The following is a 12,905-nucleotide window of genomic DNA, read 5'->3' as shown; positions in this document are numbered from 1 at the left end:
TCGCGTGCGGCCTCGTTCTTTTCGTTTCGATACGAAGGCCGGATGGCCTCGTGCTCAGGCGCTCAGCACTCGCCCTTCTTCGCGTGCCCCGGCGGGCAGTGATAGCCGCCATGACCGCGATGACGCTCGTGATCTTCCCACTCGCGGCGTTCCCAGTAGCGGCGGCCGTCCCAGTAGCGGTCGCCGTGCCAGCCGACGATCACCGGCGCCGGTGCGACCACGACGGGCGCGGGTGCGACGACGACCGGCGGGGGCGTGCCGATGTTGACGTCGACGTTGACGGCGTGAGCGAGGCCGGACAGCGAAAGGCCGAGGCCGGCGAAGGCGAGGGCGATCAGCGAGCGTTGCATGTTCTTTTCCGTGGTGGGGTGATGAATGGGTCGGCGCGACGCGATGGAAGCGAGGGGGACCGTTCCACCGGGGGATCGCCGCGCCGACACGATGAAGTGTGCTGGCGTGCGACGGAAAAGGCGAGTCGTGATTATTACGGAGGATTGGCGGTGCGCAGGCGCGCGACGGGCCATCCATTTGACAGTGACGGGCCGTCGGTGTGGGCGATCCCGCGACATCGCGCAGCGCCGACGGCGGGGATTTGACATTCGACCGCGCGCAGCGGCGAACGAGTATTAACAGCGCGTTACAAAGTCACGCCCGGCGGGCCGCCGGATCGCGATGCCCATGGCGTCGAAGCGCGACAGCCGGCCATCGGGCCGGCTGTCGTCATTGACCGGTTACAGATAGAACATCCGGTCTTCTTCCGGGCGCGGCGGATGATCTTCGTCCGAGCCTTCTTCCTCGCCGCTGTCCTCGTAGAACGCGAGCACCGCGTCGAGCACCTGGTCGGGGTCGTCGATCACCTGCATCAGGTCCATGTCTTCCGGGTTGATCAGGCCGTTCGGAATCAGCTGATCGCGGAACCATTGCAGCAGTCCCTGCCAGAACTCGCTGCCGACGAGAATGATCGGCACGAGGCGCGACTTCTTCGTCTGGATCAGCGTGAGCACTTCGGACAGCTCGTCGAGCGTGCCGAAGCCGCCCGGCATCACGATCACCGCATCGGAGTTCTTTACGAACGTGACCTTGCGCGTGAAGAAATGGCGGAAGCGCAGCGAGATGTCCTGATAGTGATTGCCCGCCTGCTCGTGCGGCAGCTCGATGTTCAGGCCGACCGACGGCGCCTTGCCGGCGTGCGCACCCTTGTTCGCGGCTTCCATGATGCCGGGGCCGCCGCCGGAGATCACGGCGAAGCCGGCGTCCGACAGCTTGCGCGCGATCTGCACCGCGAGCTTGTAGTGCGGCGTATCGGGTTTGAGGCGGGCAGAACCGTAGATGCTGACGGCCGGGCGGATCTCCGACAGGTACTCGGTCGCCTCGATAAACTCTGCCATAATCGTGAACATCTGCCACGATGCGCGCGCCTTCTTGGCCGTCGCGCGTTCTTGATCTGCGAGCGAACGCAGACTCGGAATCACTTTTCTCTTGTTCATAATGCCTGAAGAACGAAATCTGGAAGGTAAGACCCTGCTATTGGTTGACGGTTCGAGCTATCTGTATCGGGCTTACCATGCGATGCCTGATTTGCGTGGCCCTGGCGGGGAGCCGACCGGAGCGCTCTACGGAATCATCAACATGCTGCGCCGTATGCGCAAGGAAGTCAGTGCAGAGTATAGCGCTTGCGTGTTCGATGCAAAGGGCAAGACGTTCCGCGACGACCTTTATGCCGACTATAAGGCAAACCGCCCGTCGATGCCGCCCGACCTCGCATTGCAGGTCGAGCCGATCCACGGCGCCGTGCGCGCGCTCGGCTGGCCGCTGCTGATGGTCGAAGGCGTCGAGGCCGACGACGTGATCGGCACGCTCGCGCGCGAAGCGGAGCAGCACGGGATGAACGTGATCGTGTCGACCGGCGACAAGGATCTCGCGCAACTCGTGACCGAGCGCGTCACGCTCGTCAACACGATGACCAACGAGACGCTCGATCGCGACGGCGTGATCGCCAAGTTCGGCGTGCCGCCCGAGCGGATCATCGACTACCTCGCGCTGATCGGCGATACCGTCGACAACGTGCCGGGCGTCGAGAAATGCGGGCCGAAGACGGCCGTGAAATGGCTGTCGCAATACGACAGCCTCGACGGCGTGATCGAACACGCGGCCGAGATCAAGGGCGTGGTCGGCGACAACCTGCGCCGCGCGCTCGATTTCCTGCCGCTCGGTCGCAAGCTCGTGACGGTCGAGACGGCCTGCGATCTCGCGCCGCATCTCGAATCGATCGAGGCATCGCTGAAGAGCGACGGCGAGGCGCGCGAGCTGCTGCGCGACATCTTCGCGCGCTACGGCTTCAAGACCTGGCTGCGCGAAGTCGACAGCGCACCCGCGGAAGGTGGCGGCGCCGATGCGCCGGAAGGCGAGCCGGCCCCGGTGATCGCGACCGACGTCGTGCGCGAATACGACACGATCCAGACGTGGGAGCAGTTCGACGCGTGGTTCGCGAAGATCGATGCGGCCGCGCTGACCGCGTTCGACACCGAGACCACCGCGCTCGACCCGATGCTCGCGCGGCTCGTCGGCCTGTCGTTCTCGGTCGAGCCGGGCAAGGCGGCCTACCTGCCGGTCGCGCACCGCGGCCCCGACATGCCCGAGCAGCTTCCGCTCGACGAGGTGCTCGCGCGCCTGAAGCCGTGGCTCGAGTCGGCCGATCGCAAGAAGGTCGGCCAGCACCTGAAGTACGACGCACAGGTGCTCGCGAACTACGGCATCGAACTGAACGGCATCGAGCACGACACGCTGCTCGAGTCGTACGTGCTCGAATCGCACCGCACGCACGACATGGACAGCCTCGCGCTGCGTCATCTGGGCGTCAAGACGATCAAGTACGAGGACGTGGCCGGCAAGGGCGCGAAGCAGATCGGTTTCGACGAAGTGGCGCTCGCGCAGGCCGCCGAATACGCAGCCGAGGACGCCGACATCACGCTGCAGCTTCATCACGCGCTGTATCCGCAGGTCGCGCGCGAGCCGGGCCTCGAGCGCGTGTATCGCGAGATCGAGATGCCGGTGTCGCTCGTGCTGCGCAAGATGGAGCGTACGGGCGTGCTGATCGACGATGCGCGTCTGCAGGCGCAGAGCACCGAAATTGCGACGCGTCTGATCGAGCTCGAAGGGCAGGCGTACGAACTGGCGGGCGGCGAATTCAATCTCGGGTCGCCGAAGCAGATCGGGCAGATCTTCTTCGAGAAGCTGCAGTTGCCGGTCGTGAAGAAGACGCCGAGCGGCGCGCCGTCGACCGACGAGGAAGTGCTGCAGAAGCTGGCCGAGGACTACCCGCTGCCGAAGCTGCTGCTCGAGCATCGCGGGCTGTCGAAACTGAAGTCGACCTATACCGACAAGCTGCCGCGCATGGTGAACCCCACCACCGGCCGCGTGCACACGAACTATGCGCAAGCGGTCGCGGTGACGGGCCGTCTTGCGTCGAACGACCCCAATCTTCAGAACATTCCGGTGCGCACGGCCGAAGGCCGGCGCATCCGCGAGGCGTTCATCGCCGCGCCGGGCCACCGGATCGTGTCGGCCGACTATTCGCAGATCGAATTGCGGATCATGGCCCATATCTCGGGCGACGCGTCGTTGCTGCGCGCGTTCTCGCAGGGCGAGGACATCCACCGCGCGACGGCCGCCGAAGTGTTCGGCGTGACGCCGCTGGAGGTCAATTCCGACCAGCGCCGGATCGCGAAGGTGATCAACTTCGGGCTCATCTACGGGATGAGCGCGTTCGGGCTCGCGTCGAACCTCGGCATCACGCGCGATGCGGCGAAGCTCTATATCGACCGCTATTTCGCCCGCTACCCGGGCGTCGCGCAGTACATGGAAGACACGCGCGCGACCGCGAAGGAGAAGGGCTACGTCGAAACCGTTTTCGGTCGCCGCCTGTGGCTGCCCGAGATCAACGGCGGCAACGGCCCGCGCCGCCAGGCGGCCGAGCGCGCGGCCATCAATGCACCGATGCAGGGCACGGCGGCCGACCTGATCAAGCTGTCGATGATCGCGGTGGACGACTGGCTCACGCGTGACCGGCTCGCGTCGCGGATGATCATGCAGGTGCACGATGAACTGGTGCTCGAGGTGCCCGAAAGCGAGCTGTCGCTGGTGCGCGAGAAATTGCCGGAAATGATGTGCGGCGTCGCGAAGCTGAAGGTGCCGCTGGTCGCCGAAGTGGGCGCCGGTGCGAACTGGGAAGAGGCACACTGACGCACCCCCGGGCGCTCCCCGTTCCCCGCGGCATATTGTTGCAGGGATGCCAAATATCGAGATGGTTTGCTTGTGGTCAACGCGCAAGCTCCCGGACAATGCATGTCAGTCATGTCATTGATGCGGGGCGGCGCGCCCCGCGTTCCGGATCGGCCGCATCGAAGTGCTTCGAACTGCACATCGATGATGTCCGAACCGGTTAATCCACCGGACGGCGCGAATGCATCGCGTTTGCTTCGTCCGGCGGCAGCAGTTTCGAATCGCAAAGGGGGAATCGGATGCATCGGATCATCATCGTAGGCGGAGGCGCGGGCGGCCTGGAACTGGCGACGCGGCTCGGCGATCGTTACGGCGCGCGCGGCAATCGTCCCGCGCGTGCGCTTGTCACGCTCGTCGACCGCAATCCGACGCACATCTGGAAACCGCTGCTGCACGAGGTCGCGGCCGGCAGCATGGACCCGTTCACGCAGGAGCTCGAATATGCGGCGCAGGCGCGCTGGCACGGCTTCGAGTTCCAGCAGGGCGAGCTGTCCGGGCTCGACCGCGCGGCGAAACGTCTCATGCTGGCGCCCCTGAACGACAGCGACGGCGCGGAACTGTTGCCGGCGCGCGAGCTGGAATACGACACGCTCGTGATCGCGATCGGCAGCACGACCCACTTCTTCGGCGTGCAGGGCGCACCGGAAAACGCGATCGCGCTCGATACGGTCGGGGAGGCCGAACGCTTCCGCAAGCGGCTGATCGCGGCATGCATGCGTGCCGAGCACCAGACGCCGGCGCCGACGGCGCCGGGTGGGGCGGCCGAGCCGCGCATCCAGGTCGTGATCGTCGGCGGCGGCGCGACGGGCGTCGAGCTGTCGGCGGAACTGCGCAATACCGCGCAGGTGCTGTCCGCGTACGGGCTGCACAAGCTCGATCCGCGCAACGACGTCGGCATCGTGCTGATCGAATCGGGGCCGCGGATTCTGCCGGCACTGCAGGAGCGCGTGTCGGCGGCGACGGCCGAACTGCTCGAGAAGCTCGGCGTGCGGCTGATGCTCGGCGAGCGCGTGACCGAGGTGGCGCCCGGGTTCGTGCATACCGCGAGCGGCAAGGTGGTGCGCGCGGACCTGACGGTCTGGGCGGCCGGCATCAAGGCGCCGTCCGTGCTGTCGCACCTCGACGGCCTCCAGGTCAACAAGCTCGGGCAGCTCGACGTGCGCCGCACGTTGCAGACCTTCACCGACGACAACGTGTTCGCACTCGGCGATTGCGCGGCCTGCGCATGGCCCGGCAACGAGCGCAACGTGCCGCCGCGCGCGCAGGCTGCGCACCAGCAGGCGAGCTTCCTGCTGAAGGCGATCGGCTGCCGGCTCGAGGGGCGCCCGCTGCCCGAGTTCACGTATCGCGATTTCGGGTCGCTCGTGTCGCTCGGTCACTTCAGCGCGGTCGGCAATCTGATGGGCGGGCTGATCGGCGGCAACATGCTGATCGAAGGGCTGTTCGCACGCTTCATGTACATGTCGTTGTACCGGCTGCACATCGCGGCGCTGCACGGTTATCCGCGGATGATGCTCGACACGGTCGCGCACTGGCTGCGGCGCACGACGCTGCCGCGCGTGAAGCTGCACTGATCGCGTACTCGTCTGCTCGTGTACTCGCGTGCGGAGCGGGTGGAGAATGCGCACGTCGTGCGTGTTCGCCGCCCGTTTTTCTTTTCGATTCGCAAGGATTCGGTCGCGCGATGCACGTCGATAGGCGCAACCGCGCGGTGATTCGGCGGGCCGTCGGCAGGTTGCCACGCGATGTCGATTCGATCGCCGCCACGCGCCGTAATCGAGTCTTACACATCCGACAGTTGACGCGACAACGGATTATTGGGCATCTTGTCCGGGTTTTCGTTTGCGGCGGAGTGCCAACCGCCGCGACATCCGCGCCGCGCGCCGGTGCGATGCCCCGTCATGGCGTATCCGCGATCGTGACGGCGGCGCCCAATCGAGGAGTGCATTCATGTTGAAACCCGAAGTCGACAGCCTGGTCCCCCATGTCCCGTTCTCGCGCCGCAAGTTCATGCAGGCCGCGCTGGGCGGCACCTTCGCGGCGGCCGTGCTGCCCGTGTCGGCGCAGACGGTCACGACCGACAGCGCTGGGCTGGACGTCGACACCATCGAGATCCGCTCCGGCGATGCGAGCGTGCCGGCTTATCGCGCCCAGCCGGTCGACAAGACGAACCTGCCGGTCGTCATCGTGATTCACGAAATTTTCGGCGTGCACGCGCATATCGCCGACGTGTGCCGGCGCTTCGCGAAGCTCGGCTATCTCGCGATCGCGCCCGACCTGTTCGCCCGGCAGGGCAACGCGGCGAAGTATCCGACGATGAAGGAGCTTTACGACCACATCATCAGCAAGGTGCCGGACCGGCAGGTCACCGAGGATCTCGATGCGACCGTCGCGTGGGCCGGCAAGAACGGCGGCGACCTGACGCGTGTCGGCGTGACCGGGTTCTGCTGGGGCGGCCGCCAGGCGTGGCTGTACGCGGAACACAATCCGCACGTGCGGGCCGCCGTGGCCTGGTACGGATTCGTCGAAGGCAAGACCGACGAGATGACGCCGTTCAACCCGGTCGACCACGCGTCGTTGCTGAAGGTGCCCGTGCTCGGGCTGTACGGCGAGAAGGATCAGAACATCACGCAGGCGTCGCTCGCGGACATGCGCAAGGCGATCCAGGCGAGCGATTCGAAGCTCGCGCGCGAATCGGAGATCGTCGTGTATCCGGATGCCGGTCACGCGTTCTTCGCCGACTACCGGCCGAGTTACGTGAAAGGCGATGCCGAGGACGGCTGGAAGCGCGCGATCGAGTGGTTCCACAAGTACGGCGTGATGTAAACGGCAAGCGGCGGCAACTGCCGCCGCGGCATCGGTCGGCGCAGCACCGGCCGCGGCTTCACCGACCGCCGCGGCACCGGCCGCCGCGGCACCGGCCGCCGCTTCATCCTCGTCGCGCCGCGCGGGGGCTCAAGGATTCGGGCCGGTCGCGATCGGTCGCGACGGATCGGCGCTCCACTCGCTCCACGAGCCGGGGTACAGCGACGCGCCGTGCAGGCCCGCTACTTCCAGCGCCAGCGCGTTGTGGCATGCGGTGACGCCGGAGCCGCATTGCAGGATCGCGCGATTCGGCTCGGTGCCGGCCAGCACGGCAGCGAATGCTTCTCGCAATTCGTGGCCGCTCTTGAAGCGGCCGTCGGCGGCCAGATTGTCCTTGAAGAAGCGGTTGCGCGCGCCCGGAATGTGGCCGCCCACCCGATCGATCGTTTCATTTTCGCCGCGATAGCGATCCGGTGCGCGCGCATCGATCACGACGCGCGAGGGCGACGACACGTTCGCGAGCACGGCGGCTGCATCGACCGTCGATTCGAGCGGCGCGGCTGAGCGGAAGTCGCCGGCGGCCGGTTGCGGCACGTCGGTCGTCAGCGGCTGGCCGGCCGCTTCCCAGGCCTGCAGGCCGCCGTCGAGCACGGCAACCGAATCGTGGCCGAGCCAGCGCAGCAGCCACCACAGGCGCGCCGCGTACGCGCCGCCTTGCGCGTCGTACGCGACGACCTGCTGACCCTGCTTGAGGCCGCGGCTGGCGAGCAGCGTGGCGAGCGCGTCGCGGGTCGGCAGCGGATGGCGGCCGTTGGTGCCCGTCTTGCGGCCCGACAGGTCGCGGTCCAGGTGAAGATAGTGCGCGCCGGGGAGGTGGCCGGCTGCGTACGCGGCTTCGCCGGCGCCGGGGTCGGCGAGATCGAAGCGGCAGTCGAACAGCGCGACGCTGCCGGGCGCCGCGGCCAGGCGCTCGGCGAGATTGGCGGCGGAGATGAGCGTGGTGTAGTGAGTGTGCGGCATGACGGCTCCCTGGAGTGCAAATGGCCTGACACTCCAAGTCTAAACAAAAAAAGACGGGCCGAAGCCCGTCTTTTCGTTTGCCGGCGGCCGCGCGGCGTCGACGCGCCGCACCCGCATCACAGGTCGCCGAGGTGGCGGCGCAGGAACTCGTGGAAGTGCTGCATGCCGTCTTCCATCGGGCTCTGGTACGGGCCCACCTGCGACTCGCCGCGGGCCATCAGCGCGCGGCGGCCCGCATCCATCCGCATCGCGATCTCGTCGTCCTCGACGGCCGTTTCCATATACGCGGCACGCTCGGCCTCGACGAATTCGCGTTCGAACAGCGCGATTTCCTCGGGGTAATAGAACTCGACGATGTTGGTCGTCTTCTGCGGCCCGCGCGGAATCAGCCACGACACGACCAGCACGTGCGGATACCACTCGATCATCAGGCCCGGGTAGTAGACCATCCAGATCGCGCCGAACTCCGGCGGCACGCCGTTGCGGAACTTCAGCACCTGCTCGTGCCACTTCTGGTAGGTCGCGCTGCCCGGTTTCGCGAGGGCGTTGTGCACGCCGACCGTCTGCACGCTGTACCAGTCGCCGAACTCCCATTTGAGATCGTCGCACGACACGAAGCTGCCGAGGCCCGGATGGAACGGGACGACGTGATAATCCTCGAGGTAGACCTCGATGAACGTCTTCCAGTTGTAATCGCACTCGTGCACTTCGACGTGATCGAACTGGTACTCGGAGAAGTCGAAGTGATGCTTCGTGCCGAGATGGGCGAGGTCGCGCGCGACGTTGCGGCCCTCCGCCTCGAACAGCAGCCCCTGCCAGTTCTGCAGCGGGCTCTTGCCGAGGTTCAGGCACGGCTTGTCGGGGAAGTGCGGCGCGCCGAGCAGCTGGCCTTCCAGATCGTACGTCCAGCGGTGCAGCGGGCACACGATGTTCTGCGCATGGCCGCGCCCGTTGAGCATGATCGCCTGCCGGTGGCGGCACACGTTCGACAGCAGTTCGATCTGGTTCGTCTGGTTACGGACCAGCACGCGGCCTTCCTTCTCGGACGGCAGCGCAAAATAGTCTCCCGCCTCGGGCACCATCAACTCGTGCCCGACGTAACGAGGTCCTTTCTTGAAGAGGGTTTCGATCTCGCGCTCGAGTAGCGCCTCATCGAAATATGCAGTGACTGGAAGCTGGCTGTGAGCCGACTTCAACTGAAGCGCATCGCTCAGATTGGACATTCCCACTCCCGGTGTTAGCGTGAAAGCAGTGAACAACCCAACCATCGAAAAATCGATTTAGGGAAACGGAGAATTATACCCGGTTCGCCTCGCAAGGCTAGGATTAAGTGCCTGATTTGTGTCAATTTTTTGTCGGGCGACCGTCGAAAGGCGCACACTGTGTGCCGGAGATGGGGCCGGAATTGTGCGCGGGCGCCCACGACGGCAGGTCGGAAAATTCTCTTTTGCCGTAGAATGTCCGACTTGTTTTGAAATTTGACACCTCGTCCATGGCGAAAACCGCATCCCCAGGCGCCACGCCGCCCGGCAATGGCACCGAACCGTTGCCGGACAATTACGAGATGGCGCTCGCGGAGCTCGAGACGCTGGTTGCCCGGATGGAAGGCGGCGCGTTGAGCCTCGAGGATTCGCTGGCGGCGTATCGTCGCGGTGCGACCCTCGTTGCGTTTTGCCAACAGCAGCTCGAGAAAGTGGAGCAGCAGGTTCGCGTGCTCGACGGCGCGACGCTGAAGCCGCTTTCGTCCGGAACGGCCGCCACGGACGGCGAAGACGACGATCTATGACATTCGAACAATGGATGCGGTCCGTGCTTGACCGTGTCGAGGACGCACTCGGCCACTATCTGCCGGCTGAAACGGCGACGCCCGCGAAACTTCACGAGGCGATGCGCTACGCGGTCCTCGGTGGCGGCAAACGCGTTCGCCCGCTGCTGTGCCATGCAGCGGGCGAGCTGACCGGGGCGACGGAGGCGGCGCGCAACGCCGCGGCGGCGGCGCTGGAGATGATCCACGTCTACTCGCTCGTGCACGACGACATGCCGTGCATGGACGACGACGCGCTGCGTCGCGGCAAGCCGACCGTGCACGTGCAGTACGACGAGCCGACGGCGCTGCTGGTCGGCGACGCGCTGCAGTCGCAGGCGTTCGTGGCGCTGACCGACGCCGCTGCGCTGTCGCCGGTGCAGCAGGCGGCGCTCGTGCGCGAGCTGGCGCTCGCGAGCGGCTCGATCGGCATGGCCGGCGGGCAGGCGATCGATCTGGCGAGCGTCGGCCTGAAGCTGACGCGCGAGCAGCTCGAGACGATGCACCGGATGAAGACGGGCGCATTGCTGCGCGCGGCCGTGCGGATGGGCGCGCTGGCCGGCGAGACGCCGTCGGCGGAAACGATGGCCGCGCTGGATGTTTACGCGGGGGCCGTGGGTCTGGCCTTCCAGGTCGTCGACGACATTCTCGACGTCACGACCGATTCGGCGACGCTCGGCAAGACGGCCGGCAAGGACGCGGCGAACGACAAGCCGACCTATGTATCGATCCTCGGTCTCGAGGCGTCGCGCGAGCTGGCAGCGCAGCTGCGCGCCGAAGCGCATGACGCGCTGAAACCGTTCGGCGCACGCGCACAGCGTCTCGCCGAACTTGCCGACCTGGTAGTGAACCGGGTCAGCTGACGCGAAAGCCCGCCGCCGCGCACATGCCACGGTGCGCGCAAAAGAATGCGGGCGCGTTTGATTTCCTACAATGGAACGACGATGTACGACTTGCTGAAAACCATCGACGACCCGGCGGATTTGCGCCGCCTCGATCGTCGCCAACTGCAACCGCTCGCGGATGAACTGCGCGCGTTCGTGCTCGACAGCGTGTCGAAGACGGGCGGCCACTTGTCGTCCAACCTCGGGACGGTCGAGCTGACGATCGCGTTGCACTACGTGTTCAACACGCCGAACGATCGCATCGTCTGGGACGTGGGTCACCAGACCTACCCGCACAAGATCCTGACGGGTCGCCGCGACCAGATGCATTCGCTGCGTCAGTACGACGGCATCTCGGGCTTCCCGCGCCGCAGCGAATCCGAATACGACACGTTCGGCACCGCGCACTCGAGCACGTCGATCTCGGCCGCGCTCGGCATGGCGATCGGCAGCCAGCTGAACGGCGACGACCGCTTCTCGATCGCGGTGATCGGCGACGGCGCGATGACGGCCGGCATGGCGTTCGAGGCGATGAACAACGCGGGCGTGTCGGAAGATGCGAAGCTGCTCGTGATCCTGAACGACAACGACATGTCGATCTCGCCGCCGGTCGGCGCGCTGAACCGCCATCTCGCCCGCCTGATGTCGGGCCGCTTCTATGCGGCTGCGCGTGCAGGCGTCGAGCGCGTGCTGAGCGTCGCGCCCCCGGTGCTCGAACTCGCGCGCAAGCTCGAGGAGCATGCGAAGGGCATGGTCGTGCCGGCGACGCTGTTCGAGGAATTCGGCTTCAACTACATCGGCCCGATCGACGGTCACGATCTCGATTCGCTGATCCCGACGCTGCAGAACATCCGCGAACTGCGCGGCCCGCAATTCCTGCACGTGGTGACGAAGAAGGGCCAGGGCTACAAGCTCGCCGAAGCCGATCCGGTGCTCTATCACGGCCCCGGCAAGTTCAACCCGGCCGAAGGCATCAAGCCGTCGACCACGCCCGCGAAGAAGACCTACACGCAGGTGTTCGGCGAGTGGCTGTGCGACGAAGCCGAGCGCGATACGCGCGTGGTCGGCATCACGCCCGCGATGCGCGAAGGCTCGGGCATGGTCGAATTCGAGAAGCGTTTCAAGGATCGCTACTACGACGTCGGCATCGCCGAGCAGCACGCGGTGACGTTCGCGGGCGGTCTCGCGACCGAGGGGCTGAAGCCCGTCGTCGCGATCTACTCGACGTTCCTGCAGCGTGCGTACGACCAACTGATCCACGACGTCGCGCTGCAGAATCTGCCGGTCGTGTTCGCGATCGACCGCGCGGGCCTCGTCGGCGCGGACGGCGCGACGCATGCGGGCGCGTACGATCTCGCGTTCATGCGCTGCATCCCGAACATGACGATCATGGCCGCATCCGACGAAAACGAATGCCGCCAGATGCTGCACACGGCGCTGCAGCAACCGAACCCGACCGCGGTGCGCTATCCGCGCGGCGCGGGCACGGGCGTGGCGACGGTGAAGGAATTCACCGAGATCCCGCTCGGCAAGGGTGAAGTGCGTCGCCGGACGTCGCAGCCGGAAGGCAAGCGCGTCGCGATCCTCGCGTTCGGCACGATGGTCGCACCGTCGCTCGCCGCTGCCGAGGAGCTCGATGCAACGGTCGCGAACATGCGCTTCGTGAAGCCGATCGATGCGGCGCTCGTGCGCGAGCTGGCCGAAACGCACGATTACCTCGTCACGGTCGAGGAAGGCTGCGTGATGGGTGGCGCGGGTTCGGCCTGCGTCGAAGCCCTGATGGAGAGTGGGGTTATCCGACCCGTAATACAATTGGGCCTCCCTGACCAGTTCATCGATCACGGCGACCCCGCGAAGCTGCTGTCGCAATGCGGCCTCGACGGCGCGGGCATCGCGAAATCGATTCGCGAACGCTTTCTGAGCCCGGCGGCCGATGTCGCCGATCAGGCGAAGCGCGTCGCATGAGGCGGCGCCGCCTGCGGGCGGCGCCGGCGCGACTGGCGCAACCGGTCTTCATTGATGCGGAAAACATGGGCCTGCGGGCCCATGTTGCTTTTCCGGCTGCCGCGTGACGCGGCGTGCGCGTCGTCGGACGCGCGGCTTACAAGGAT

At 66.2% G+C, this 12,905-nt stretch carries 10 protein-coding genes; 6 read left to right on the top strand and 4 right to left on the bottom strand.

Going from position 1 to position 12,905, the window contains the following annotated elements; all coding sequences use genetic code 11:
* Positions 1-62: 62 nt before the first annotated feature.
* Both WT53_RS22975 and WT53_RS22970 read right to left on the bottom strand, forming a co-directional pair.
* Positions 63-350, bottom strand: coding sequence for a hypothetical protein (locus WT53_RS22975; protein ID WP_059784081.1), 288 nt, complete (start codon positions 348-350; stop codon positions 63-65).
* Between the two features lie 381 nt (positions 351-731).
* A complete protein-coding gene (locus WT53_RS22970; RefSeq protein ID WP_034205239.1) occupies positions 732-1,487 on the bottom strand; it encodes a TIGR00730 family Rossman fold protein in 756 nt (251 codons plus the stop codon).
* Between the two features lies 1 nt (position 1,488).
* Between WT53_RS22970 and polA the strand changes: the two genes are divergently transcribed.
* From polA to WT53_RS22955, 3 genes are all read left to right on the top strand, one after another.
* Positions 1,489-4,242 (top strand): DNA polymerase I, encoded by a 2,754-nt coding sequence (polA, locus tag WT53_RS22965; RefSeq protein WP_034205238.1) that lies wholly within the window; start codon positions 1,489-1,491, stop codon positions 4,240-4,242.
* A 278-nt stretch (positions 4,243-4,520) separates the two neighbouring features.
* Entirely contained in the window at positions 4,521-5,855 is a 1,335-nt protein-coding gene (locus WT53_RS22960) for an NAD(P)/FAD-dependent oxidoreductase (RefSeq protein ID WP_034205237.1), read from the top strand.
* A gap of 376 nt (positions 5,856-6,231) precedes the next feature.
* The gene (locus tag WT53_RS22955) at positions 6,232-7,107 is read left to right on the top strand and encodes a dienelactone hydrolase family protein (protein ID WP_060261664.1); all 876 of its coding nucleotides are present in this window, start codon (positions 6,232-6,234) and stop codon (positions 7,105-7,107) included.
* A gap of 129 nt (positions 7,108-7,236) precedes the next feature.
* Here WT53_RS22955 and WT53_RS22950 read toward each other — a convergent pair whose 3' ends face one another.
* Complete coding sequence (locus WT53_RS22950) at positions 7,237-8,106, bottom strand: sulfurtransferase (protein ID WP_034205235.1); 870 nt, start codon at positions 8,104-8,106, stop codon at positions 7,237-7,239.
* 116 nt (positions 8,107-8,222) lie between these two features.
* Complete coding sequence (locus WT53_RS22945) at positions 8,223-9,329, bottom strand: aromatic ring-hydroxylating dioxygenase subunit alpha (protein WP_034205234.1); 1,107 nt, start codon at positions 9,327-9,329, stop codon at positions 8,223-8,225.
* 269 nt (positions 9,330-9,598) lie between these two features.
* On the opposite strand from WT53_RS22945, the gene WT53_RS22940 reads away from it, so the two are divergent.
* The 3 genes from WT53_RS22940 (at position 9,599) to dxs (ending at position 12,759) form a co-directional block, all read left to right on the top strand.
* Positions 9,599-9,892 carry an exodeoxyribonuclease VII small subunit gene (locus WT53_RS22940; protein WP_006479428.1) on the top strand — a complete coding sequence of 98 codons (294 nt, stop codon included), beginning with the start codon at positions 9,599-9,601 and terminating at the stop codon, positions 9,890-9,892.
* Complete coding sequence (locus tag WT53_RS22935) at positions 9,889-10,773, top strand: polyprenyl synthetase family protein (protein WP_059501205.1); 885 nt, start codon at positions 9,889-9,891, stop codon at positions 10,771-10,773. The genes WT53_RS22940 and WT53_RS22935 overlap by 4 nt, the downstream gene beginning before the upstream one ends.
* Before the next feature lie 81 nt (positions 10,774-10,854).
* Positions 10,855-12,759, top strand: coding sequence for a 1-deoxy-D-xylulose-5-phosphate synthase (dxs, locus tag WT53_RS22930; RefSeq protein ID WP_034205232.1), 1,905 nt, complete (start codon positions 10,855-10,857; stop codon positions 12,757-12,759).
* The last annotated feature ends 146 nt before the right edge of the window (positions 12,760-12,905 follow it).

The organism is Burkholderia sp. MSMB2157WGS (genome assembly GCF_001532755.1).
In the GTDB taxonomy this organism is placed as follows: Bacteria; Pseudomonadota; Gammaproteobacteria; order Burkholderiales; family Burkholderiaceae; genus Burkholderia.
The sequence above is the reverse complement of the archived record's forward strand: the minus strand, read 5'-3'. Positions and strand labels throughout refer to the sequence as shown.

Coding starts and splice junctions, on each gene's coding strand:
- WT53_RS22945 (WP_034205234.1), bottom strand. CDS start 9,329: ATGTCCAATCTGAGCGATGCGCTTCAGTTGAAGTCGGCTCACAGCCAG.
- WT53_RS22940 (WP_006479428.1), top strand. CDS start 9,599: ATGGCGAAAACCGCATCCCCAGGCGCCACGCCGCCCGGCAATGGCACC.
- WT53_RS22960 (WP_034205237.1), top strand. CDS start 4,521: ATGCATCGGATCATCATCGTAGGCGGAGGCGCGGGCGGCCTGGAACTG.
- WT53_RS22935 (WP_059501205.1), top strand. CDS start 9,889: ATGACATTCGAACAATGGATGCGGTCCGTGCTTGACCGTGTCGAGGAC.
- WT53_RS22970 (WP_034205239.1), bottom strand. CDS start 1,487: ATGAACAAGAGAAAAGTGATTCCGAGTCTGCGTTCGCTCGCAGATCAA.
- WT53_RS22950 (WP_034205235.1), bottom strand. CDS start 8,106: ATGCCGCACACTCACTACACCACGCTCATCTCCGCCGCCAATCTCGCC.
- dxs (WP_034205232.1), top strand. CDS start 10,855: ATGTACGACTTGCTGAAAACCATCGACGACCCGGCGGATTTGCGCCGC.
- WT53_RS22975 (WP_059784081.1), bottom strand. CDS start 350: ATGCAACGCTCGCTGATCGCCCTCGCCTTCGCCGGCCTCGGCCTTTCG.
- WT53_RS22955 (WP_060261664.1), top strand. CDS start 6,232: ATGTTGAAACCCGAAGTCGACAGCCTGGTCCCCCATGTCCCGTTCTCG.
- polA (WP_034205238.1), top strand. CDS start 1,489: ATGCCTGAAGAACGAAATCTGGAAGGTAAGACCCTGCTATTGGTTGAC.